The sequence below is a fragment of the Pseudomonas syringae genome (genome assembly GCF_000737245.1).
GTDB lineage: Bacteria > Pseudomonadota > Gammaproteobacteria > Pseudomonadales > Pseudomonadaceae > Aquipseudomonas > Aquipseudomonas syringae_J.
In genome coordinates, this window is sequence record NZ_JPQU01000046.1 from 12,991 (window position 1) to 37,067 (window position 24,077).

A 24,077-nucleotide genomic window follows, 5' to 3' on the forward strand; every position below is an offset into this window, starting at 1 on the left:
CGGTTGCTGAGGTTTGTCAAACGGCGGGCAGGAACGTTGGGATCGGCCTGGCTACAAATGTGACTGAAAATACAGCGTCTGATTTTTCATTGAGGTGAGGCGTCGAGTCGCTTGGCGGATAAGCTGAGCGCAATAAAAAGGGCCACCTTTTCAGGCAGCCCTTTCATTGAAGCTTGTCAGCGAGGGATCAAATCAATCCCAGCTCAACGCCCCACCAGTTTGATACTCAATAACCCGCGTCTCAAAGAAGTTCTTCTCTTTCTTCAAGTCCATGATTTCGCTCATCCATGGGAATGGGTTGGTGGTACCTGGGTACTCTTCTTTCAAACCGATCTGCGACAGGCGACGGTTGGCGATGAATTTGAGGTAATCCTCCATCATCGCGGCGTTCATGCCGAGGACGCCGCGGGGCATGGTGTCGCGGGCGTATTCGATTTCCAGTTGGGTGCCTTGCAGGATCATCTGGCTGGCTTCTTCCTTCATCTCGGCGTCCCACAGGTGTGGGTTTTCGATTTTGATCTGGTTGATCACGTCGATGCCGAAGTTCAGGTGCATGGATTCGTCGCGCAGGATGTACTGGAACTGCTCGGCGACGCCGGTCATTTTGTTGCGGCGGCCCATGGACAGGATCTGGGTGAAGCCGCAGTAGAAGAAGATGCCTTCCAGTACGCAGTAGTAGGCGATCAGGTTGCGCAGCAGTTCTTTGTCGGTTTCTTCGGTGCCGGTTTCGAACTTCGGATCGGAGATCGAACGGGTGTATTTCAGGCCCCAGGCGGCTTTTTTCGCGACCGATGGGATCTCGTGGTACATGTTGAAGATCTCGCCTTCATCCATGGCCAGCGATTCGATGCAGTACTGATAGGCGTGGGTGTGGATCGCTTCTTCGAAGGCCTGGCGCAGGATGTACTGGCGGCACTCCGGGTTGGTGATCAGGCGGTACACGGCCAGGACCAGGTTGTTGGCAACCAGGGAGTCGGCGGTGGAGAAGAAGCCCAGGTTGCGCATGACGATGCGGCGCTCGTCGTCGGTCAGGCCTTGTGGGTCTTTCCACAGGGCGATGTCGGCGGTCATGTTGACTTCTTGCGGCATCCAGTGGTTTGCGCAACCGTCCAGGTACTTCTGCCAGGCCCAGTCGTACTTGAATGGCACGAGCTGGTTGAGGTCGGCGCGGCAGTTGATCATCATTTTTTCGTCAACGGCAACACGGGCGCTGGCGCCTTCGAGTTCAGCCAGACCTTCAGCGACGTCCAGTGCGTCCAGCGCTTTTTTGGCGCGGACCAGGGCAGGGGAGTCTTTGTCGGTGATGTTGCGTGCTTCGGTCGCTGCGGCGCCACCGGCGCTGTCGAGGCGGTCCATGTTGGCTTCGTTGGCGTGACCGGCGTTGGTCGCTTTGGCGACTACTTCGCCGTCTTCTTTATCGAATTCGTCCCAGCTCAGCATGGTGGAAGCTCCTGAATTTCAAAGGATGTAGTGCCCGCGTCGTGTCGCTAACGTTGGCAACGGATTTCTTGATTTACTCGGGATCGACTGGCCTGTGGCGCTGTAGGTCGATCAATGGATTTGCCGCCGCGGCGCGGGGCCACACAGGCGAACAAAACGGGCAGTAGAGGTTGCTTTCAGGTAAGACAGCATTGCGTGTGCAAATGGTCATTTGAGTACCCTGGAGCGAGCGCGGGATTATACAGATTTTGCCCGGCACTTGTTCATTCATGACTGTGTTTTGGGGTGTGATTTTCACTTTTTTCTTTTGCATTTGCGGGTTCATTCTCAAATGGTGAGAAGTGAGCGGAAATGCAGTGAAAACCCTGTATGTAGTGTTTTTCAAATTTCGAAACACAGCATATAGGTCTCGCTGGCCTCCGGCAACGTGTCGATGCGACGCATTTACGCTTAGGCTTTATCGCTTGATGGGGGTCAATGTTTCTGTGTGCCTTGGATACTGGGGGTTGTGGCGGGGGGAGGGGTTTAGGCGGGGATTTTCAGGTGACCAACGGTTGGTGTGACGGGCGTGCGCGATGTCAGCCGCTCCAGACGGCGGAGAGTCTGTGGGAGCGGTGCTTGCCCGCGATGAACGATAATGCGGTCTGTCTGAAAAATCACAGCGTCTGCATCGCGGGCAAGCACCGCTCCCACGGGGGGCGGCGGCCTATCTGATGTACCGCGTCATCGTTCTTCGCGGGCAAGCCTCGCTCCAACAGAACTCCGTGCATAAGTGTTAGCTGACTTTGAAGAACGCCACTTTCTGAGTCAGGCGATCTGCCAGTTGAGCGAGTTCGTGGCTTGCGGTGGCCACTTGTTTTGATCCTGTCGCGGACTGCACGGTTGAGCCGTGGATGCGGTTGATGTTGACCGCGACTTCTTCGGCCACGGCGCTCTGTTGAACCGAGGCGCTGGCGATCTGCTCGTTCATGCGGTTAATGGCGCCCACTTCCTGGCTGATTTTGGACAGCGCACCTTGAGCGTTGCGGGTTTGTTCCACGGTGCGGCCAACCAGTTCGCAGTTATCACGCATGGTTTGCGCGGCGGCTTCGGTGCCGCTTTGCAGGGTGCTGATCATTTCCCGTATGTCCTGAGTGGAGCGCTGGGTGCGGTTGGCCAGGGAGCGGACTTCATCAGCCACCACGGCAAACCCTCGGCCATGCTCACCGGCCCGGGCCGCTTCAATGGCAGCGTTGAGGGCCAGGAGGTTGGTCTGCGCGGCGATGGAGTTGATGACGTCGATAACGCTTTCAATCTCCTCGCTCTGTTTGGATACCCGCTCCACGGTCAGGGTGGTTTCAGCCAGTGAGGTGGCCAGTTGTTCGATCGCCAGGGTAGTGCCTGCGACCAGTTGGTTGCCGCTTTCAACTTCACCGTCGGCCAGGCGCGTTGCGTCGGCAGCTTGAGACGCGTAACCGGTGACTTCGTTGACGTTGGCTGCCATTTGCGTGATGGCGGTCGCGACTTGCTCGGCCTCACGGGTTTGCAGATTTATCTGGTCATTGTTGGTGATCGACGTAGCAGACAGCAGCGAGGAGGAGTGATTGACCTCCTGCGCGGCCAGACGCACCTGGGTGATGGTGTCGGCCAGTCGGCTGAGGGCGGTTTTCAGTACGCCCATGACACTGTTCGGGTAGCGGGTGTCGATGCGTTGCTGCAAATCGCCGGCTGCCAGGCGCTGGATGGCTTCGGCGACTTCGGTAGGCTCGGCGCCCAGAGTGGATTTGACGAAGCGGATGATCACGACTGACAAGATGACACTCAGCAGCAAGGCCACGGCGGTTGCCAGCAGCATCAAGCCGCGAAACTGGCTGGCGGTGGCTTGCACATCGTTCAAGTGCGACTTGATAGAGGCCTCTTCGTAGTCGATCAGGGTGTTAATGCGCTTGAGCCACTCGCTGTAGTTGGCGGATACCTGGTTCAGCAGCAAAGCCTGCGACCCGGCGATATCGCCCGTACGCCGCAAGGTGATCAGTTTTTTGGTGGCGGCGAGGGTTTGCTGTTCGATTTCTTTGATGGCACTGAGCATGGATTGCTCTTGCACGGTGACGTGGCCGCCAGCATACAGCTGGTCCAGGGGCACGGCTGAGTCGACGTAGTCTTTTTCCAGGCTAGTGACTTCGGTCAGGTGGCTTTCCAGATCACGATCATTTGCCACCAGCACCGCATCACGAATGGCGATGGCCCGGTTGTGCACGCTGCCGCGGAAGTTGATGGCGAAGCGCTGCACTTTTGCGGCGTTATCGTTGACGTCTTCCAGCGTGGAGTCAATGAAGCTGACCCGTTGGATGCCAACGGCGGTGATCAATACCAGCAACGACACGATGGCAGCAAAGCCCAGGCCGATGCGTGACGCGAGGGAAATCGGGGTTTTCATGAGCAGAACTCGTGGGGAAGCGATGCGCAAAACGTACTGGTATCAATACGCCATCTTTGGGTGTGACGAAGGTATCGTTAAGCGGGGTTACTGCCTAATGAAAGGAGACTACGGCATTCATAGGGGGATGCTATGGAATTGTTTTAGGCAGTGGTTTGGCTGCAATGCCGTGGGGGCGGCTAAAGCCGGTGCCACAGATTCACCTTACCCGTGTGGGAGCGAATTTATTCGCGAAGAGGCCGGTAGATTCGATGGATTTTCATCGGTTGTGATATTGCCTTCGCGAATGAATTCGCTCCCACAGGTTCGGTGTTTTCTGAGGTTGTGCGGCTCGATAGAAATTTGGGCTGGGCTGATGCTATCGCGAGCAAGCGCGCTCCTACAGTTTTGTGTTTTGAGGGATTCAAGCAGGGAGGGAGGTGTTGCGGGGGGAGGCCGGGAGGGTTTGATGCTCCCGGTTTTGTTCAGCTAGTTATAGCGGTGTTGGCTTCTTCGCGAGCAAGCTCGCTCCCACAGAAAGCGATGGGAGCGAGCTTTCGGCTATGCCTTATTGGCAAGCCTCGCAATCCGGTTCGTCGATGGCGCAGGCTTTAGGCACTGGCGCTGGACCGGCCGGGGCGGCTTCGGTTGGGCGAGGGGCGGTGATCGCCGAGTCGTCCGGGCCGTGGCCGCCGCTAGATACTGCGTTGAGCTTGCCGGTGTTGACGGTGGATTTCTCGGTGCTGGTCGCGGCCAGGGCACGGAGGTAGTAAGTGGTTTTCAGACCACGGTACCAGGCCATGCGGTAGGTCACGTCCAGTTTCTTGCCCGATGCGCCGGCGATGTACAGGTTCAGGGACTGAGCCTGGTCGATCCACTTCTGGCGACGGCTTGCTGCGTCAACAATCCACTTGGTATCCACTTCAAACGCGGTGGCGTACAGGTCTTTGAGTTCCTGCGGGATGCGTTCGATCTGCTGTACGGAACCGTCGTAGTACTTCAGGTCGTTGATCATGACCGAGTCCCACAGGTCGCGAGCCTTGAGGTCGCGAACCAGGTAAGGGTTGATCACGGTGAATTCGCCGGAGAGGTTCGATTTCACGTACAGGTTTTGATACGTCGGTTCGATCGACTGCGATACGCCAGTGATGTTGGCGATGGTCGCGGTCGGTGCGATGGCCATGATGTTGGAGTTACGAATACCTTTCTGTACACGGGCACGTACTGGCGCCCAGTCCAGAGATTCGTTCAGGTCAACGTCGATGTACTTCTGGCCACGCTGTTCGATCAGGATCTGTTGCGAATCCAGCGGCAGGATGCCTTTGGACCACAGGGAACCCTGGAACGTCTCGTAGGCACCGCGCTCGTCGGCCAGGTCGCAGGAAGCCTGGATCGCGTAGTAGCTGACCGCTTCCATGGACTTGTCGGCGAACTCGACGGCAGCATCGGAACCGTAAGGAATGTGCTGCAGGTACAGCGCATCCTGGAAGCCCATGATGCCCAGGCCGACTGGACGGTGCTTGAAGTTCGAGTTCTTGGCTTGCGGCACCGAGTAGTAGTTGATGTCGATAACGTTATCGAGCATGCGAACCGCTACGTCGATGGTGCGCTTGAGCTTGTCGGTGTCCAGCTTGCCGCCCACGATGTGGTTCGGCAGGTTGATCGAGCCCAGGTTGCAGACCGCGATTTCGTCCTTGTTGGTGTTCAGGGTGATCTCGGTGCACAGGTTCGAGCTGTGAACCACGCCCACGTGCTGCTGCGGGCTACGCAGGTTGCACGGGTCTTTGAAGGTCAGCCATGGGTGGCCGGTTTCGAACAGCATCGAGAGCATCTTGCGCCACAGATCCTTGGCCTGGATGGTCTTGAACAGTTTGATCTTGCCTGGGTATTCGCTCAGCGCTTCGTAGTACTCGTAGCGCTCTTCGAAGGCTTTACCGGTCAGGTCGTGCAGGTCCGGCACTTCGGAAGGCGAGAACAGGGTCCATTTGCCGTCATCGAAGACGCGCTTCATGAACAGGTCAGGGATCCAGTTGGCGGTGTTCATGTCGTGGGTACGACGACGATCATCACCGGTGTTCTTGCGCAGCTCGATGAACTCTTCAATGTCCATGTGCCAGGTTTCCAGGTAGGCACAGACCGCGCCTTTGCGCTTGCCGCCCTGGTTGACTGCTACTGCGGTGTCGTTCACGACTTTCAGGAACGGTACAACGCCCTGGGATTTGCCGTTGGTGCCTTTGATGTACGAGCCCAAAGCACGAACTGGCGTCCAGTCGTTGCCCAGACCGCCTGCGAATTTGGACAGCATGGCGTTGTCGTGGATGGCGTGGTAAATGCCCGACAGGTCATCCGGCACGGTTGTCAGGTAGCAGCTGGACAGCTGCGGACGCAGGGTACCGGCGTTGAACAGGGTTGGGGTCGACGACATGTAGTCGAAGGACGACAACAGGTTGTAGAACTCGATGGCGCGGTCTTCTTTGGCTTTCTCTTCGATCGCCAGGCCCATGGCCACACGCATGAAGAAGATCTGCGGCAGTTCGAAACGCACGCCATCCTTGTGGATGAAGTAACGGTCGTACAGGGTTTGCAGGCCCAGATAAGTGAACTGCTGGTCGCGCTCGTGGTTGATCGCCTTGCCGAGTTTTTCCAGGTCAAAGGTGGCCAGGATCGGGTTCAGCAATTCGAACTGAATGCCTTTGGCGATGTACGAAGGCAGGGCCTTGGCGTACAGGTCGGCCATTTCGTGGTGAGTAGCGCTTTCGGCGACTTCCAGGAAATTCAGACCTTCAGCGCGCAGGGTGTCCATCAGCAGGCGGGCAGTCACGAACGAGTAGTTCGGCTCACGCTCAACCAGGGTACGGGCGGTCATCACCAGCGCGGTGTTGACGTCTTTCATCGCCACGCCGTCGTACAGGTTCTTCAGGGTTTCGCTCTGGATCAGGTTGGCATCGACTTCTTCCAGCCCTTCGCAGGCTTCAGTGACGATGGTGTTCAGGCGACCCATGTCCAGCGGCGCAACGCTGCCGTCGGCGCGGGTGATGCGGATCGAAGGGTGCGCCTGGACCGGTGCGTCGTTGCCACGAACAGCACGCTCTTTGGAGCGCTCGTTACGATAGATGACGTAGTCGCGAGCCACTTTCTGCTCGCCGGCGCGCATCAGGGCCAGTTCAACCTGGTCCTGGATTTCTTCGATGTGGATCGTGCCGCCCGAAGGCATGCGACGCTTGAAGGTCGCGGTGACTTGTTCGGTCAGGCGGGCAACGGTGTCGTGAATGCGCGAAGACGCAGCGGCGGTGCCGCCTTCAACTGCAAGAAATGCTTTGGTGATGGCGACGGTGATTTTGTCATCGGTGTAAGGGACGACAGTGCCGTTACGCTTGATCACGCGCAGCTGGCCGGGAGCGGTCGCGGACAGGTCTTGCTGGGATTGGCCTGTCTGCGGCGCCGGGGTCGGCGAATTCTCGCGAGTTGTGTCTGTTTGCATGGGTGTCTCCACGTTCTCTATGTTTGTTTGGGTACTGGTCGAGTACCCACCTTTCCGTCATTGAAGGCATTCAGTCGACAAACGTCGGCTGTAACGACCTCAAAACGGAATGGGATGGCGGATGTCGCCGTCCCTGGCCTTGAAGTCAAAAAGGTAACGAATCGTTTTGCTCGTTACCCTGGGAAATCTTTGGGATGGTGCTGGTTAAATATTGCAACAAATGTACTGGCTGGCTCTGATTTACGAGTCTGGTTCCGGGATTGCGTGCTCAGCGTCAGTTCGGGAAGCTTTGGCCGTTAATCGGACCCTTGGTTCAACCCTGAACGCTAAAGAAAAATGCTTGAAATTCCCGATCTACTTGTGGTGGGTTTTTATCTCAAAACCCTATATGTAGGGTTATTTGTGAAGTCGGGCTACAAGATAAAGGTTTTCGGACACCAATTGCAACGCATGGCCTGTGGATAAAGCTGTGTGTAAATCGTGTATGAAAACGCCTTCTCGCGTGTAGGCCGCATAACTACTGGACCAGACTGGATTTTCCGGATTTTCAGGTTTTTTTCCGACGCGGGCTGATTTTTGAGGGCGCGAACCCTATCACAAAAAATGACCTTGGCAAGGCCGGTCTGGCATGTGCTGTGCTTGGCGAAATGGGTTGGTACAATTGCGGCCTTTCAGAATCGAACCCGCTTTTTATGTAGGAGCGCGCTTGCCCGCGATTTCGTTATGACAGATACAGAAAGGCTGGCTGGAAGAACGCAATCGCGGGCAAGCGCGCTCCTACGGTCGGTTGACCAGCGTTTATTCAGCGGCGCATTCACCCCTTTCGGCCAGACCCTGCTGGCCGCCGAAGATCCGCAACCCGTGCGGCCGTTACTGGAGGTGTTGCGGCCTGAATCTCTGGACGCATTGTTGCTGAATATCTACGGCCCGGCGTTGATGCCTGCGCAGCGAGCGGTGCTGGTCTCGCAGTGGTCCAAGTATTACTTCATGCAGTTGATTCCGCCGGTGGTGGTGGCCAGTCTGGTTTTTGATCGGCATTGGTCGTTGGCGCTTGATCGGGTAAGCCTGGCGTTGGACGCGCGGGGTTTGCCAAGTGGCGTGAAGCTCAGCGATTGCGAGCGCGGGAGCCTTGGCGAATTGCTGGATGACAACCTACGACCCTTTATTGCCGCGTTGAGCGCATACGGTCATGTTCCGGGCTCGGTGTTGTGGGGCAATGCCGGGGATTATCTGGAAAGCTGCCTTGTCCGGTTGAATGCTGTGACGGATGTTTCGCTGGAAGCGGGCTATGGGTTGTTGCGCAACAGAACGCTGAGCGATGGGCGGCGCAATCCCTTATTCAAGGCAATCGATTACGTGGGTGAGCCTGCGCGCCGAAAGCGCCTGACCTGTTGTTTGAGTTATCAGGTGGAATGGGTGGGGCGGTGTGAGCATTGTCCGGTGCAGGTAGCGATCTGACTGACCCTGTGGGAGCGAATTTATTCGCGAAAGGGCCGGTACATCCGATAGAGATTGGTCATGTGTAAAACCGCATTCGCGAATGAATTCGCTCCCACAGGAGACCGCATTCCAATAGTGAATATCGACTGATTCAGGCGGGCACCGCTACCAGACTCAGCACATGCTCACCCTGCACGCTGAACTGCCCCTCCAGTTCTTTGCCGCTGTGCCATTCGCTGGACAGGTCGGTGAGCAGGCGCAAGCGGGCGTGGCCATCGTCTGTCCATTCCAGCAGTTGCGCGTCTTCGAAATAGAAGCGCTTGAGCACGATGGGATACAGCGCTTTGAACAGTGCTTCTTTTATAGAAAAGGTCAGGGTCACGCGCAGGGCAATCTGATCAGCGGAGCCGGCGGCCATTTGCTGCATTTCTGCTGGCGTGAGGATTTCCCCAGCCAGGCGTGTAGCGCGCTCCGCTGTGAGCATGTTCTCCGTGTCCAGGCCCAGGCCGCGCCAATGCTGCTTGTGTCCGACGATGGCTGCGGCCCAGCCCGTGCTGTGGGTGATCGAGCCACTCACATCATCCGGCCAGATCGGCGCGCGGTCTTCGCCCATGCCTGGTACCCAGTCGCGGCCCTGCAGCTGCAGCAGAGCGGCGCGGGCGCATAACCTGCCTGCGAGAAACTCGGTTTGCCGTTTGGCAACGGATCGCTGAATGCTGGCCGGTGGCTGAACTGCGCAACGCGGGAAGTCACCCTCGGCCAGTTTCGTCGGGTCGAAATACCCGCTGACCAACGCCACATTCGCCAGGGCGTGAGGCAGGGGCCAGTGATGGTGGAGTACGGGGCAGCAGTCGGGGAGCGGTTGGGTTTGAGTCATGGGCGGCATTTTGCCGGGGGAATGGGGTATTGGGGAAGGGGCCGAGTACCCGTGGGAGATTCTGAATTTGCCCGCAATCGGATGTGACGACGTGGGACCGGCTTTAGCCGAGAAGAGATCGTCACGGTCACTGATGATTGGTTGTCAGAATTACCGCTTTCCCGGCTAAAGCCGGTCCCACGTCGCTCGTCAGCCCCACAGGTGATCAGCCAGTCTTTTGGTTACGCGCCAAATACCTTTTTCAGGAACGCCTGCATGTCTTTCCACGAGCTTTCGTCGGCGGCTTTGTTGTAGCCGATGTCCGGGCCGCCATGTTCGCCGTGGCTGAGGCGGTCGGCGTCGGGGTTGGTGAAGCCGTGTTTGGCATCGGCGAGGCTGACGAACTTGTAGTCGGCGCCGGCCTTGTCCATTTCATTCTTGAAGGCGGTAACGTTTTCAGGCGTGACCATAGTGTCTTTCGCGCCATGCTCCACCAGCATTGGTACTTTCACGCCACCCGGGGTTGCCGGGGTGTTGGTGACCAGTGCGCCGTGGAAGCTGACCACGCCGGCTAGGGCTTCACCACGGCGTGCTGCGTCGAGCACGATCTTGCCGCCGAAGCAGTAACCGATGGCGGCGATCTTGGCAGGGTTGGTCTGTGGCTGTTTCTTGAGCTGTTCAAGGCCCGCATCGAAGCGCTTGTTGGCCGCGTCGCTGTCTTTCAAGGCGGCCTGCATGAAGGCCATGGCGTCTTTCGGGTGTTCTGTGTTCTTGCCTTCACCGTACATGTCGATGGCCATGGCGCTGTAGCCAAGGGCGGCGAGGTCGCGGGCGCGGCGTTTCGCGTAGTCGTTCAGGCCCCACCATTCGTGAACCACAATGATGCCGGGGCGCTGGCCCTTGATGGCGTCGTCATAGGCGTAATAGCCCACGAGCCTGGTGCCGTCGGCGCTTTGATAGTCGACCTGCTCGGTCTTGATGGCGGCCTGTGCCAGCCCGGCCAGGGTCATCATCGCGAATGCAATCCAGAAACGCATGTTCAGCTCCTTCTTCTTCATATGAGTAAATGAGTGCCGAAGAAGACTAGCCCATTGTGCCGCCTGAAAAACATCGTGTGCGGTAGATAGTTATTCAGTGGGGCTCTTAGGAGCGTGTTAAGCGAGTGTTCAGCAGGTGTTCAGGGCCGGTTCAGGGCCTGCAGACTAGTCTGGCCTCGTACCTGAACAGCGCCCGGCGCGAGAGGACTACAGCATGCAGACCTTCAACAAGTTGTTTCTGGCTTTGGCTTTTCTGGGCGGCAGCGCAGCGGCGCAGGCGGCGGACACTAACCAGCTGGCGCGTGCGCCCACAAACAAGACCAGTGAGCGGTTTGAAGCCATCGAGCGGCGCAACTGGGGTCAGGGCTTGAGTCAGCAAGGCACCTACAATGGCGTACCGGTGGCGCTGAAAAACCTGTCGGGTCATTATGATCTGCAGCAGACGGTGCCGGTGGTGCTTGGCGCCCAGGCTGGCAGCTCGCAGGAGTGGAAGCCGGCACACCAGGTGCTTTGAACGGTTTCGCAGCAATCACTGAATAAACACAGAACCTGTGGGACCGGATTCATCCGGGAAGGCGGCGGTCCAGGCGAACGATATCCTGCGAGTGTACTGGCCCTTTTCGCGAATGAATTCGCTCCCACAGGATGAAGATCCGAGATGGTACTAATTCCCCCTCCCAGGAGAGCGTCATGAAGTTGCTGGTGGTTGAAGATGAGGCGCTGTTACGTCATCACTTGCAGACCCGCCTGTCCGAGTCCGGCCACATTGTCGAGGCCGTGCCCAATGGCGAGGAGGCGTTGTATCAGGCCGGGCAGTTCAATCACGACCTGGCAGTGATCGACCTGGGCTTGCCCGGCATGAGCGGCCTTGAGCTGATCCGTCAGTTGCGCGTGGCCGGCAAGGTGTTCCCGATCCTGATTCTGACCGCTCGCGGCAACTGGCAGGACAAGGTCGAAGGGCTTGCCGCCGGGGCCGATGATTACGTGGTCAAGCCGTTTCAGTTCGAGGAGCTGGAAGCGCGCCTCAACGCTTTGTTGCGCCGGGCCAGCGGCTTCACCCATTCAAGCATCGTCGCTGGGCCGTTGCTGCTGGACCTGAACCGCAAACAGGCATCCCTTGACGACCAACCCTTGGCGCTGACTGCCTACGAGTACCGCATTCTGGAGTATTTGATGCGCCATCATCAGCAGGTGGTGGCCAAGGAACGACTGATGGAGCAGTTGTACCCCGATGACGAAGAGCGCGATCCGAATGTCATCGAGGTGCTGGTCGGGCGCTTGCGGCGCAAGATCGAGGGCTCGCTGGCGTTCAAACCCATCGAAACCGTGCGCGGCCTGGGGTATTTGTTCACCGAGCGCTGTAAATGATTCGTTCGCTGCACCTGCGTTTGCTGATTGGCGCTGCGGCATTGGCCGTTGTGTTCATGCTGTTGATGCTGCCTGCCTTGCAGGGCGCCTTCAGCCTGGCATTGCGCGGCGCTATCGAGCAGCGTCTGGCCTCTGATGTGACGACGTTGATTTCTGCCGCCCGGGTAGAGCATGGCCGCCTGTTGATGCCCTCAGTGTTGCCCAGTGAGCAATTCAACCTGCCGGGCTCGCGCCTGCTGGGTTACATCTATAACCGTCAGGGCGAGTTGGTCTGGCGGTCGCTGGCCACCGAAGATGAAAACATCGACTACCAGCCACGCTACGACGGCAAAGGCAGCGAGTTTTCCCTGATCAAGGAAGCCGACGGCGAAGAATTCTTCGTTTATGACGTGGAAATACGGCTGTTGGGCGGGCGCAATGCGGCGTTCAGTATCGTTGCGCTGCAACCTGTGCGCGGCTATCAGGAAACCGTCAGTGCCTTGCGGCAAAAGCTCTATCTGGGTTTTGGCGCGGCGCTGATCGTGCTGTTGGCGCTGCTCTGGCTGGGGCTGACCTGGGGTTTGCGTGCGCTGCGCGGCCTGAGTCAGGAGCTGGATGAAGTCGAGTCCGGTGCCCGGGACAGCCTCAGTGAAAACCACCCCAGCGAGTTGTTACGCCTGACCGGGTCTCTCAACCGATTGCTGTCCAGTGAGCGCGAACAGCGTATTCGCTATCGGGATTCTCTGGGCGATCTGGCCCACAGCCTGAAAACCCCGCTCGCGGTGTTGCAGGGCGTCAGCGAAACCATCGCCAAACGTCCCGAAGACTTAGAACAGGCGCGCATCCTGCAATCGCAGATCGAGCGCATGAGCCAGCAGATCGGCTATCAATTGCAACGCGCCAGCCTGCGCAAAAGCGGGCTGGTGCGCCATCACGTCAGCCTGCGGCCGGTGGTGGAAAGCTTGTGCAATACCTTGGAAAAGGTCTACCGCGACAAGCAGGTCAAAGTCACTCTGGACTTGCCCGAGGCGTGCGTGGTGCCCATGGAGGAGGGCGCATTGCTGGAGATGCTCGGTAACCTGCTGGAAAATGCCTACCGCCTGTGTCTGGGCGAGGTACGGGTCAGCTTGCGCACGTCGGCGACGGGCGATGAGCTCTGCGTCGAAGATGACGGCCCCGGTGTGCCGGAGGATCAGCGCGAACGCATCCTGCAACGGGGCGAGCGGCTGGACCGGCAGAACCCGGGGCAGGGGATCGGGTTGGCGGTGGTCAAGGACATCATCGAAAGCTACAACGCCCGCCTGACCCTGGATGATTCGCCGCTGGGTGGCGCGGCGTTCAGGATTCATTTTTTGGTGGGATGACTCAGATCCCCTGTGGGAGCGGTGCTTGCCCGCGATAAGACTGGATGCGTTCTAAAGTGAATCGCGTCCAGCCTTATCGCGGGCAAGCACCGCTCCCACAGGAACCGCGCGAGTCTATAAACCCATGCTGCCCTCTCCCCGTCATGGGCGGATACCCGCCACTCCCGCGCTGTTTTGTCCCTCATGCGGCGGAAATCCGCCATGCCTTCGTACAGGCTCAACCAACATTTTTCCCTGTGAGCATCGGTTTGACTGATGTTCAGCGCGTTTCGCGAAACTGGCACGGGCCTTGCGATAGGTGTGGCAGGTCTGCTCAATGCAGCTCGACAAAACAAATCCCTCCAGTTGCAGGAGGGTTAGCTCGTTAGGTGTCTCGCGCATCACATGAATGATGCCGACGATACCCTTGAGGATGATGCCATGACGACTCGTCAGCCCCTGTATAAGTCCCTGTATTTCCAGGTGATCGTAGCAATCGTGATCGGTATTCTGATCGGTCACTTCTATCCTGACACCGGCAAGGCTCTCAAGCCGCTGGGTGACGGATTCATCAAGCTGATCAAAATGGTCATTGCCCCAATCATCTTCTGTACGGTGGTCAGCGGTATCGCCGGCATGCAGAATATGAAATCGGTCGGCAAGACTGGCGGTTACGCGCTGCTCTACTTCGAAATCGTTTCCACCATCGCCCTGCTCATCGGTCTGGTCGTGGTCAACGTGGTTCAGCCGGGTGCCGGCATGAACATCGACGTCAGCACGCTTGATGCCTCGAAAATCGCTGCTTATGTAACAGCGAGTAAGGATCAGAGCATCGTTGGCTTCATCCTTAACGTGATCCCGAACACCATCGTCGGTGCATTCGCCAACGGCGATATCCTGCAAGTGCTGATGTTCTCGGTGATCTTCGGTTTCGCCCTGCATCGCCTGGGTGCTTACGGCAAGCCGGTTCTGGACTTCATCGATCGCTTCGCCCACGTGATGTTCAACATCATCAACATGATCATGAAGCTGGCGCCACTGGGTGCTTTCGGCGCCATGGCGTTCACCATCGGTGCTTACGGTGTGAGCTCGCTGGTGCAGCTGGGTCAGTTGATGATCTGCTTCTATATCACCTGCGTCCTGTTCGTGCTGATCGTACTGGGCGGCATCTGCCGCGCTCACGGCTTCAGCGTTCTGAAGCTGATCAAGTACATCCGTGAAGAACTGCTGATCGTGTTGGGTACTTCGTCTTCGGAATCGGCACTGCCACGCATGCTGATCAAGATGGAGCGCCTGGGTGCACAGAAATCGGTTGTGGGTCTGGTGATCCCGACTGGCTACTCGTTCAACCTGGACGGTACCTCGATCTACCTGACCATGGCGGCTGTGTTCATCGCTCAGGCGACCAACACCCACATGGACATCACCCATCAGATCACCCTGCTGCTGGTGTTGCTGCTGTCGTCCAAAGGTGCTGCTGGCGTGACCGGTAGCGGCTTCATCGTCCTGGCCGCCACCCTGTCGGCCGTTGGCCACCTGCCGGTTGCCGGTCTGGCACTGATCCTGGGTATCGACCGCTTCATGTCCGAAGCCCGCGCCCTGACCAACCTGGTGGGTAACGCTGTTGCCACCCTGGTAGTTGCCAAGTGGGTAGGCGAGCTGGACAACGAACAGCTGCAAACCGAGCTGGCATCCGGTGGTCGTGCTATCGACAACACCATGCCGGTTGATGATCTGGGCGTTGCCGAGATGGCTGAAGAGCCTGTGACCCGTCCGATCCCGACGCGCAAGCCTGTTTAACCACAGACAGCGTTGTTGAAAAACCCATCTTCGGATGGGTTTTTTTATGGCCGGGATTTGCTCGCCTTGTTTGACTAAGCTCAGTGCTGGGCGGTTGTCATTGTGGAGGTCCCATGCAAGGTCCGTTGTCATCACTCAAAGTGCTGGATTTTTCGATCTTATTACCGGGGCCCTTTGCCTCATTGCTGCTGGCGGACATGGGCGCCGAGGTGCTGCGTATCGAATCGCCGTCGCGAATGGATCTGCTGCGCGATCTGCCGCCTTTCGAGCATGGCATCTCGGCGAGCCATGCTTACCTGAACCGCAACAAGCGCAGCCTCGCGCTGGACCTCAAACAGTCAGTGGCGGTGCAAGTCGTCAAGCAGTTGGTGCTGGATTACGACATCGTTCTGGAGCAATTTCGACCGGGGGTGATGGAGCGTCTGGGGCTCGGTTATGAGGTGCTCAAAGCGCTCAACCCTCGGCTGATTTATGTGGCGATCAGCGGTTATGGCCAGACCGGCCCTTATCGCGAGCGCGCCGGGCATGACATCAACTACCTGGCGGTGTCAGGCATGGCCAGCCATATCGGTCGCAAGGAGAGCGGACCGCTGCCTCTGGGTTTTCAGGTAGCAGACGTGGCAGGCGGTTCGCTGCACGGGGTGATCGGCTTGCTGGCGGCGGTGGTAGCTCGGCAGCAAAGCGGGTTGGGGCAGTACGTGGACGTGAGCATGACCGACTGTGCATTCAGCCTCAATGCCGTTGCGGGAGCTGGCTATCTGGCGTGTGGTGCTGAGCCTGAACGGGAAAGTCAGCTGCTCAATGGCGGCAGCTTTTATGACTATTACCGCAGCCGCGACGGCCGTTGGTTTTCGGTAGGCAGTCTGGAGCCGCCGTTCATGCAGGCGCTATGCAAGGCCTTGAAGCGCCCGGAGCTGGCGAGTCAGGGATTATCCGCCCGGCCAGAAATCCAGGCGAGCCTGAAGAATGAGCTACGGATGGAGTTCGAAAAACGCAGTTTTGACGAGTTACAGGTCTGTTTTGCCGCTATCGACGCCTGTGTCGAACCGGTGTTGAGTCTGTCCGAGGCGGTACAGCATCCGCAGTTGCGGGCCAGGGAGGTTGTCACGCAAGTGCCACGGGGCGACGGCACCTCACAAGCGCAGATGGCCTGCCCGCTGAAATTCTCCGACGGCTTGGCGGCTCCCCGCCACACGGGGGCGAGGCTGGGGGCGCATAGTCAGCAGGTGTTGGAGGAATTGGGGTATTCGGAGCAGCAAATCGCTGCAATGCGTGAGTCTGGCGCGGTTTTGTGAAAAGCCCTAAAACCTCTGTGGGAGCGAGCTTGCTCGCGAAAGCTATGGTACATCCGCCACATTTACCGAGCCTTGCACACCGTTTTCGCGAGCAAGCTCGCTCCCACCTGGATGGTGCTAACCCTTACTCGACTCTTGTCTCGCCACTGAACACCAGCGTCTCGCGACAGCGCCTGCACAGGTAGCGACGGCCTTTGCGAACCAACTGGTGGCGCTGGGCGGAGAAGGGGAAGTCGCTGTTGGCGCAGGGGCAGCGGTAAATGTAACGGGTCACGCTACGGCGTTTGATGGCGTAAGTGTGGCAACGGTTGGGCGGCAGTTCATAGACGCCGCGCATGATCAGTTGCCATTCCTCGCCATGGGGTGCGATGCGATCACCGAACAATTGGTGGGCGATCAGGTGCGCGACTTCGTGGGCCACCGTCTGGCGCAGGAAATCATCACTGTTCTCGCGGTACAGCTGAGGATTGAAGCGCAGCATGTTTTCATGCAGATGCGCCACGCCCGCCTTTTGCCCGCGCAGCTTGAGGCTGACTACCGGACGTTTGAAGGGGCGTTTGAAAAAGGCTTCGGCTTGTTGGTAACAGACTTCGACACGGGTGTTGAGTTGCTCGGGCATGCTTCATCGGTCTCCAGAGAACGCGAGTATGCCGTAAAAAGCGTGGCTATCGAAAACCCGAGGTGCCGAATGGTCGTTGGGTTGTGCATAAACCCTGTGGGAGCGAATTCATTCGCGAAAGCTGCAGTCCGGCCGACAAAGTTCTATCGTCCGTACTGGCCTCTTCGCGAATGAATTCGCTCCCACAGGGTTTACGCCGCATTCTGATACTTAATTGGTGTACTCCGGCCCTATACCAATCCCCCACAGCACCACCGTGAACGCCATGATCGCCACCAGGACTACCAGCCCCACGGCCAATACCGAGCTGGAGAACATGAAGCCCTCATCAGCCGGAATGTTCATGAAGGTGGGCAAGCCCACATAGAGCAGGTAGACCGTGTAACACACCGCTGCGGTGCCCACCAACATGCCTAGCCAGAGGTGGGGATAGAGCGCGGCCAGCCCGCCGATGAACAGTGGCGTGGCGGTGTAGGTCGCGAACGCCACACAACGGGCCAGGCTCGGTGTGGCGTCATAGGTGCGGGCCATCCAGTGGATGAAACCGCCCATCACGGCAACACCGGCGAGCATGGCGAGGTACGACATGATCGTCATCCAGATCGCGCTTTCGTGTGTGAGCATGACCGGCGCCCGCTCACCGATCACCCAGCCCATCTGAGTGGTGCCGATATACGCCGAAACAGCGGGGATCGCCGCCAGGATCAGTGTGTGGGTGAGGTACATGTGGCCTATGCTTTCCTCCTTTTCGCCACGTATTTGCTGCCATTCTCGATCGGGATGTGTGAACAGTCCCCAGACATGGTGAATCATGGGTTTCACTCCTTGCTGTCATCGAACAATCAAGCATCTGAAATATGACGTGGGACCGGCTTCAGCCGGGAAGAGGCCAGCACATACACTGAGTTTTTTTGTCTGTGCCGCCGCTTTCCCGGCTAAAGCCGGTCCCACGACATCACTCTTCAGATGAAGCTCAGTGTCAGTATAGGAAGCGCATGCCAGCGCTTTAGAGTCATTAGTCATGTGCAGACTCTCGCTAATAGCTCAATGTGTCGGGGTACCGGGTTTAGCGCTGCCTGGCATTTATGCGTAAAATACCCGCCGTTTTAACGACCTTCCCGTCATAGCATCCGGATAACAGCGCCATGGGCACTCTTTCAGTCAATCAGAACAAACTGCAGAAACGCCTGCGTCGCCTGGCGGGCGAAGCCGTGGCCGACTTCAACATGATTGAAGAGGGTGACAAGGTCATGGTCTGCCTGTCTGGTGGCAAGGACAGCTACACCCTGCTCGATGTGCTGATGCACTTTCAGAAAGTGGCGCCGATCAATTTCCAGATCGTTGCAGTGAACATGGACCAGAAGCAGCCGGGCTTTCCCGAACATGTGCTGCCGGCCTACCTGGAAGCCTTGGGCGTCGAATATCACATCGTCGAAAAAGACACCTACTCCGTCGTCAAAGAGCTGATCCCGGAAGGCAAGACCACCTGCTCGCTGTGCTCAAGACTGCGGCGCGGCACCCTGTATACCTTCGCGGACGAAATCGGCGCGACCAAGATGGCGCTGGGTCACCATCGCGATGACATCGTCGAGACCTTCTTCCTCAACATGTTCTTCAATGGCTCATTGAAAGCAATGCCGCCCAAGCTGCGGGCTGACGATGGCCGCAACGTGGTGATTCGTCCTCTGGCTTACTGCCATGAGAAGGACATTCAGGCTTACTCCGACTTCAAGAACTTCCCGATCATCCCTTGCAACCTGTGTGGTTCGCAGGAAAACCTGCAACGCCAGGTGGTCAAGGACATGTTGCAGGAATGGGAGCGCAAGACCCCGGGCCGCACCGACAGCATCTTCCGCAGCTTGCAGAACGTGCAGCCCTCGCAACTGGCCGACCGCAATCTGTTCGACTTCACCAACCTGCGGATCGACGAAAGCGCGGCGTCGCGGTTTGTGAATGTGGTGAATGTCTGAAAGCGGCTTGCGAATGAAATACCTCTGTGGGAGCGAATTCATTCGCGAAAGCGGTGGGACCGGCGAAGAATATTTATCGACTGGACCGGCCCATTCGCGAATGAATTCGCCCCCACGGGTTTAAGTCGCGGCGTGCTTAATGATTCACGGTAAATGCCAGCATCGCTGACAGATGGCACAACGGCCTGCCGCTTTCGCTCTGCCACTGGTTGAACACTTGCTGGACGATGGCCTGGTCGCGTTTGCTGGTCGGCACTTTGTCGACGATCTTCTGGGCGTTGAGCGCTGCCACCACGTCCCAGGTCGGGATGAAGGTGTCTTTGCCCACCATGCGCAAGAAGCGTGGTGAAGACAGCCCGCCCATCTGGTTGCCATGCTTGGCCAGGTATTGCCATAAGCCGGTGATGTCATCCACCGGCCATTGGGCGATGAATTTGCCGAAGCTGCCGTGTTCCTGCTCGATATCGAGAATCAATTGCGCGTTGCGCGGCACGCTCTTGAGTTTGCCCAGGTGGCGGATGATCCGGGCGTCCTGCATCAGGCGTTCCAGGTGATCGGCACCCATCAACACGACTTTTTCCGGATCGAAGCGGTAAAACACTTCTTCGAACGCGGGCCACTTGGAATCCACCAGACTGTGCTTCAAACCCGCACGAAACACCCGCAGGGCCATGGTCGACAGGTAACGGTCGGCGCTGATGGCTTCGAGTTGTCTGGCGGTCTTGGGGGTGGGCAGGTGCGCTTCAAGGGCTTTGGCCGAGCCGAAACGGTTCAGGCAATACTCATTCAGCCATTTGTAGTCGTGCATTGAAACTCCAGAAAATTGCGCGTAAAGCGTCAGACCTGACCTTCACCCGCAAGTTTGCGGTTGTATTGAAAACGCCAGCGGATATACAGCAGGGCGCTGACGAACACCGCGAGGCTGGCGAGCATTTCCAGCACACCAAACAGTGAGCGATTGGGATCGAAAGACGCCAGCGCGCCTTTGATGAAGTACAGGTTGACCACAAAGCAGGTCCACGAGTGGGCGCGCGGGCTACCCAGGATCATCCCTGGCGCGAGGAGCAGCAACGGCACCAGCTCGATCATCAGGATCACCCAGGGCCGGGCGCCGTGCAGGTCCGCCAGCCACAGGTAATAAATGATCAACAGTGCGATCAGGCCGAAAAAGCACAACAGGCTGACCACGCGGCTGACTTTCACTCGCGGTTCAAGCCAGTCCAGCGCAGGCAGCACCTTCGGCTTTTTAGCCACGGGCAGGCTCCAGCAGGACCGCGGTTTTCGCCAGACGCTGGCCGAGGGCGCGACACAATTGGGTTTCGTGCGGGTCCAGCGGACGTTTGCCGTCGGCACCCGCGTGGTGGCTGGCGCCATAAGGCGTGCCGCCGCCGCTGGTTTCCACCAAGGCCGACTCGCTGTAGGGCAGGCCGGTGATCAGCATGCCGTGGTGCAGCAACGGCAGCAGCATCGACATCAGTGTGGTCTCCTGGCCGCCGTGCAGGCTGGCGGTGGAGGTGAAGACGCTGGCGGGTTTGCCCACCAGTGCGCCGGTCAGCCACAGGTTGCTGGTGCCATCGAGAAAGTACTTGAGAGGGGCGGCCATGTTGCCGAAGCGGGTCGGGCTGCCCAGGGCCAGGCCTGAACAGTTTTTCAGGTCGTCGAGGGTGGCATAGAGCGCGCCGCTTTCCGGGATGCTCGGTGCCACGGCCTCGCAATCAGTGGAAATCGCCGGCACGGTACGCAGGCGCGCTTCCATGCCGCCCAGCTCGATGCCACGGGCAATCTGCCGGGCCATCTCGCTGGTGGAGCCGTTGCGGCTGTAGAACAGAACCAGAATATAAGGCGCACTCACGAGACAATCTCCAATACGTTTTCGGGCGGTCGGCCGATCACGGCTTTGTCGCCAGCGACCAGAATCGGGCGTTCGATGAGTTTCGGGTGGGCTGCCATGGCGGCGATCAACGCGTCGTCATCCAGGCTCTTGTCAGCCAGGTTGAGGGCTTTGTAGTCGTCTTCACCGGTGCGCAGCAGTTGCCGGGCGCTGATGCCCAGCTTGCTCAGCAGGTCGCGCAATTGTGCGGCGTCGGGTGGGGTTTCCAGGTACAGCACGATGGACGGGCTCAGGCCTCGGCCTTGCAGCAGTTCCAGCGCGCCGCGTGACTTGGAGCAGCGCGGGTTGTGATAAAGCGTCAGATCGGTCATTTGCAGGTCGCATCTTGCGTAGGGTGGCGGCTATTCTACCCGCGTGACGGCAGCGTCTGAACACCAAGCGGTAATCAGTCGCAGCTTTCGGCATTTCATGACAGTGAGGAACAACATGGCAAGGCGATTGGCAGCAGTAGTGACACTGGTCGGCAGTTTCCTGTTGGCTGGCTGCGGCGTGGATCTGGGCACTGACCAGAACGGCCAGAAGGTCGCCAGCGATAAGGTCGACAAGCATTGGCTGGTGATCAATTACTGGGCTGAGTGGTGTGGTCCGTGCCGGGTGGAAATTCCAGAGCTGAATCATTTGTCCGAGCAACTCAAAGACCAGAAGGTCAGTGTGTTCGGGGTCAACTTCGACAATCTGCAGGGCGAAGAACTGAAAACTGCCAGTAATGCGCTGGGCATCAAGTTCACGGTCCTGGCCCAGGACCCTGCCGCGCAATACGACCTGCCGCCTAGCGAAGCGCTGCCGGTGACTTACATCATCGATGACAAAGGCAAAATGCGTGAACAGCTGTTGGGTGAGCAGACCGCTGCGGGTGTGGCGGCCAGACTGAAGGCGTTGCGCGGGGAGGGGTGAGCGGGGGTTTATGTTGGAGCGAGGCTTGCCCGCGAAGAACGATGACGCGGTACGTCAGTTCCTCCGTGGTGATCCATTCGCGGGCAAGCCTCGCTCCAACAGACCCTCATCCTCCGCTCAACTCTCTTCCCAAAACCTCAACGGCTTGCCTTCGGCGGGCCACAGGCGCAGTTGGTCGATGGGGGAGATGTCCCAGCGCTGGACTTTGCCCACCGCTTCCAGGAAGCGCTGCTCCTGCTCCATCAATGCCGGGGCGCACATTTTGCGGGTTTTGCCCACGGCGCCGAAAGTGATGGTCTGGTCTTGCAGTGTGTACGGCGCGAACCAGTGATTGCAGCCGGCATTGCCATAAGCCCGGCCATCGGCGCCGAGGGTCATGGTCAGGTGGCTGTTATCAATCAGAGGTCGCTCGCCGATCCATTCCAGTACGTAACTCTGGTCATGCTTGATCGGCAGCGGTTTTGCCGCGCAACCGGTCAGCAAGGCAACGCCGATCAATGCGGACAGAACGTGTTTCATGCCGCCTTCTCCTGACACTTTTTGCACAAGTGCTTCTCGCCCACGGTTTTCCAGCCCAGTTCGGCAATCCGCGCTGCTGCAGCCGGCTTCTGCGCCGAGACGCCTGCTTTGGCATCAACCATGAACTCGAAGTCCAGCACGGTGCTGCAACCGTCGCAGTTGACCTTCCACTGATGGATGGCCAGCTCGTCGAACACCGGCCCTTTGGCAACGGCGATCCACTGCCCTGGCGGGTTGATCAGGTGACGAACCTTCTCGACTTGCAGGCGCATGTGCAGGGTTTTGCTGCCCTTGATGGTCACCAGCAATTCGTCCTGATCATGGATCGAGCCGCCGTTGCCGGTCACTTGATAGCGGCCAGGCGCCAGGGTGCGGCACTCGGTCAGGGTGTGTTGCGGGTTGAGCATGCTGTAACGGAAATCGTGTTCGGCCATGAGGTCCTCCAAATTGCGCGCATCCTATCACGCACGTGTGGCTTGTCTCCCCCTCGCTAACCGACCACCAGATTCTGCGCAGCTCCGTCAGCCCAGGCCTGGATGTTGTTCAGTGTGGTCTGCGCGATGGCACCCAGTGCTTCGTGGGTCAGAAAAGCCTGATGAGCGGTCACGATCACATTGGGAAAGGTCAGCAGGCGTGCCAGTACGTCATCTTGCAGCGGTAGATCGGAGCGGTCTTCGAAGAACAGCAGGGCTTCTTCTTCGTAAACATCCAGGCCCAGATAGCCGAGCTGGCCGCTTTTCAGGGCGTCACTCAAGGCCGGGGTGTCTACCAGTGCGCCGCGCCCGGTATTGATCAGCATCGTGCCACGTTGCATGGTCGCCAGTGAGCGCGCGTTGATCACATGCTTGGTATCCGGGGTGAGCGGGCAGTGCAGGCTGATGATCTGCGCCTGGGCCAATAGCTCTTCAAGACTCACGTAGTGCGCGCCCAGAGCCTCGACTTGCGGGTTGGGGTACGGGTCATAAGCCAGCAGTTTGCAGCCGAAGCCGGACATGATTTTCGCGAACGTGGCGCCGATTTGCCCAGTGCCGACGACTCCCACGGTTTTGCCTACCAGATCAAAGCCCGTCAGGCCATGGAGGCTGAAGTCGCCTTCACGGGTGCGGTTGTAGGCGCGATGCAATTGCCGGTTCAGGGCAAGAATCAAGGCCACGGCATGTTCAGCCACCGCGTGGGGCGAATAGGCGGGTACCCGCACGACGCTGATCCCCAGCTTTTTCGCAGCGGGCAGGTCGATATGGTTGTAGCCGGCCGAGCGCAAGGCAATCAGCCGCGTGCCGCCGGCCGCTAGCCGCTCCAGCACCGGGGCGCTGAGGTCGTCATTAATGAAGGCACAGACCACTTCGTGCCCGTCAGCCAGAGCGGCGGTGTCCAGCGTCAGTCGGGCGGGCTGGAAATGCAGTTCCAGATTGGCAGGCAGATGGGCGGCGAGAAAACTTTCCCGGTCGTAGGTCTGGCTGCTGAAGATCAGAGTGCGCATCTACGGTTCCTTGTAATGAGATTCACTGGACACTGGCTGTGGCCCATGTGGGAGATTTGCAAGTTTGCCTGCAATGCTTCTGTGCATCTGAACTGACGAAATCGCGAGCAAGCTCACTCCTACAGTTGGAACGCTCCCACAGTCGCGCGTATCACCGTTGGAGCCGAGCTTGCTCGCGAAGAGCGATCACGGGGAGTGCCTGACAGACCGCGTCGACCAATTCGCGGGCAGGCCTCGCTCCAACAGAAAAAACGCGATTCCTGTGGGAGC

At 58.5% G+C, this 24,077-nt stretch carries 22 protein-coding genes; 8 read left to right on the forward strand and 14 right to left on the reverse strand.

What is annotated here, in order from left to right:
- Positions 1-192: 192 nt before the first annotated feature.
- The 3 genes from IV01_RS08650 to IV01_RS08635 all read right to left on the reverse strand — a co-directional run bounded on the left by IV01_RS08650 (position 193) and on the right by IV01_RS08635 (position 7,316).
- Positions 193-1,440: a ribonucleotide-diphosphate reductase subunit beta gene (locus tag IV01_RS08650; protein ID WP_032629899.1), complete on the reverse strand. Its 1,248-nt coding sequence runs from the start codon at positions 1,438-1,440 to the stop codon at positions 193-195.
- Positions 1,441-2,215: 775 nt separating this feature from the next.
- Positions 2,216-3,856 (reverse strand): methyl-accepting chemotaxis protein, encoded by a 1,641-nt coding sequence (locus tag IV01_RS08645; RefSeq protein WP_032629901.1) that lies wholly within the window; start codon positions 3,854-3,856, stop codon positions 2,216-2,218.
- A 547-nt stretch (positions 3,857-4,403) separates the two neighbouring features.
- Positions 4,404-7,316 (reverse strand): ribonucleoside-diphosphate reductase subunit alpha, encoded by a 2,913-nt coding sequence (locus IV01_RS08635; RefSeq protein WP_032629903.1) that lies wholly within the window; start codon positions 7,314-7,316, stop codon positions 4,404-4,406.
- 723 nt (positions 7,317-8,039) lie between these two features.
- On the opposite strand from IV01_RS08635, the gene fhuF reads away from it, so the two are divergent.
- A complete protein-coding gene (gene fhuF / locus IV01_RS08630; RefSeq protein WP_080290351.1) occupies positions 8,040-8,774 on the forward strand; it encodes a siderophore-iron reductase FhuF in 735 nt (244 codons plus the stop codon).
- A gap of 133 nt (positions 8,775-8,907) precedes the next feature.
- Here fhuF and IV01_RS08625 read toward each other — a convergent pair whose 3' ends face one another.
- The gene (locus IV01_RS08625; RefSeq protein ID WP_229636138.1) at positions 8,908-9,633 is read right to left on the reverse strand and encodes a 4'-phosphopantetheinyl transferase family protein; all 726 of its coding nucleotides are present in this window, start codon (positions 9,631-9,633) and stop codon (positions 8,908-8,910) included.
- Between the two features lie 221 nt (positions 9,634-9,854).
- Complete coding sequence (locus IV01_RS08620) at positions 9,855-10,649, reverse strand: dienelactone hydrolase family protein (protein ID WP_032629905.1); 795 nt, start codon at positions 10,647-10,649, stop codon at positions 9,855-9,857.
- 214 nt (positions 10,650-10,863) lie between these two features.
- Here IV01_RS08620 and IV01_RS08615 point away from each other — a divergent pair, with 214 nt between their 5' ends.
- The 5 genes from IV01_RS08615 to IV01_RS08595 all read left to right on the forward strand — a co-directional run bounded on the left by IV01_RS08615 (position 10,864) and on the right by IV01_RS08595 (position 16,434).
- Positions 10,864-11,163 (forward strand): hypothetical protein, encoded by a 300-nt coding sequence (locus IV01_RS08615; protein WP_032629906.1) that lies wholly within the window; start codon positions 10,864-10,866, stop codon positions 11,161-11,163.
- 176 nt (positions 11,164-11,339) lie between these two features.
- Positions 11,340-12,017 (forward strand): response regulator transcription factor, encoded by a 678-nt coding sequence (locus IV01_RS08610; RefSeq protein WP_032629907.1) that lies wholly within the window; start codon positions 11,340-11,342, stop codon positions 12,015-12,017.
- Positions 12,014-13,360, forward strand: coding sequence for an ATP-binding protein (locus tag IV01_RS08605; RefSeq protein WP_032629908.1), 1,347 nt, complete (start codon positions 12,014-12,016; stop codon positions 13,358-13,360). Before IV01_RS08610 ends, IV01_RS08605 begins: the two co-directional genes overlap by 4 nt.
- 420 nt (positions 13,361-13,780) lie before the next feature.
- Complete coding sequence (locus IV01_RS08600; protein ID WP_032629936.1) at positions 13,781-15,139, forward strand: dicarboxylate/amino acid:cation symporter; 1,359 nt, start codon at positions 13,781-13,783, stop codon at positions 15,137-15,139.
- Between the two features lie 113 nt (positions 15,140-15,252).
- Complete coding sequence (locus tag IV01_RS08595; protein ID WP_032629909.1) at positions 15,253-16,434, forward strand: CaiB/BaiF CoA transferase family protein; 1,182 nt, start codon at positions 15,253-15,255, stop codon at positions 16,432-16,434.
- A gap of 124 nt (positions 16,435-16,558) precedes the next feature.
- Here IV01_RS08595 and IV01_RS08590 read toward each other — a convergent pair whose 3' ends face one another.
- A complete protein-coding gene (locus IV01_RS08590) occupies positions 16,559-17,053 on the reverse strand; it encodes a SprT family zinc-dependent metalloprotease (protein WP_032629910.1) in 495 nt (164 codons plus the stop codon).
- A 210-nt stretch (positions 17,054-17,263) separates the two neighbouring features.
- The gene (locus IV01_RS08585; protein ID WP_032629911.1) at positions 17,264-17,866 is read right to left on the reverse strand and encodes a Yip1 family protein; all 603 of its coding nucleotides are present in this window, start codon (positions 17,864-17,866) and stop codon (positions 17,264-17,266) included.
- Positions 17,867-18,198: 332 nt separating this feature from the next.
- Between IV01_RS08585 and ttcA the strand changes: the two genes are divergently transcribed.
- Positions 18,199-19,023, forward strand: a complete 825-nt coding sequence (ttcA, locus tag IV01_RS08580) for a tRNA 2-thiocytidine(32) synthetase TtcA (RefSeq protein ID WP_032629912.1) — start codon at positions 18,199-18,201, stop codon at positions 19,021-19,023.
- Between the two features lie 136 nt (positions 19,024-19,159).
- On the opposite strand, the gene IV01_RS08575 is transcribed toward ttcA, so the two are convergent.
- Genes IV01_RS08575 through arsC form a run of 4 tightly spaced genes read right to left on the reverse strand, consistent with a single transcriptional unit; the run spans position 19,160 to position 21,225 of the window.
- The gene (locus tag IV01_RS08575) at positions 19,160-19,831 is read right to left on the reverse strand and encodes a DNA-3-methyladenine glycosylase I (protein WP_032629913.1); all 672 of its coding nucleotides are present in this window, start codon (positions 19,829-19,831) and stop codon (positions 19,160-19,162) included.
- Positions 19,832-19,860: 29 nt separating this feature from the next.
- The gene (locus IV01_RS08570) at positions 19,861-20,277 is read right to left on the reverse strand and encodes a DUF2069 domain-containing protein (RefSeq protein ID WP_032629914.1); all 417 of its coding nucleotides are present in this window, start codon (positions 20,275-20,277) and stop codon (positions 19,861-19,863) included.
- Positions 20,270-20,875 (reverse strand): NAD(P)H:quinone oxidoreductase, encoded by a 606-nt coding sequence (gene wrbA, locus IV01_RS08565; RefSeq protein ID WP_032629915.1) that lies wholly within the window; start codon positions 20,873-20,875, stop codon positions 20,270-20,272. The genes IV01_RS08570 and wrbA overlap by 8 nt, the downstream gene beginning before the upstream one ends.
- Complete coding sequence (gene arsC, locus IV01_RS08560) at positions 20,872-21,225, reverse strand: arsenate reductase (glutaredoxin) (RefSeq protein WP_032629916.1); 354 nt, start codon at positions 21,223-21,225, stop codon at positions 20,872-20,874. Before arsC ends, wrbA begins: the two co-directional genes overlap by 4 nt.
- 115 nt (positions 21,226-21,340) lie before the next feature.
- Between arsC and IV01_RS08555 the strand changes: the two genes are divergently transcribed.
- Positions 21,341-21,808: a TlpA family protein disulfide reductase gene (locus IV01_RS08555; RefSeq protein ID WP_032629917.1), complete on the forward strand. Its 468-nt coding sequence runs from the start codon at positions 21,341-21,343 to the stop codon at positions 21,806-21,808.
- A gap of 117 nt (positions 21,809-21,925) precedes the next feature.
- Here the strand turns inward: IV01_RS08555 and IV01_RS08550 are convergent, their stop codons facing one another.
- The 3 genes from IV01_RS08550 to IV01_RS08540 are packed head-to-tail and all read right to left on the reverse strand — an operon-like array spanning position 21,926 to position 23,807.
- Entirely contained in the window at positions 21,926-22,327 is a 402-nt protein-coding gene (locus IV01_RS08550) for an META domain-containing protein (protein ID WP_032629918.1), read from the reverse strand.
- Positions 22,324-22,761, reverse strand: a complete 438-nt coding sequence (locus tag IV01_RS08545) for a hypothetical protein (RefSeq protein WP_032629919.1) — start codon at positions 22,759-22,761, stop codon at positions 22,324-22,326. Before IV01_RS08545 ends, IV01_RS08550 begins: the two co-directional genes overlap by 4 nt.
- A gap of 56 nt (positions 22,762-22,817) precedes the next feature.
- Entirely contained in the window at positions 22,818-23,807 is a 990-nt protein-coding gene (locus tag IV01_RS08540; RefSeq protein ID WP_032629920.1) for a 2-hydroxyacid dehydrogenase, read from the reverse strand.
- Positions 23,808-24,077: the final 270 nt, after the last annotated feature.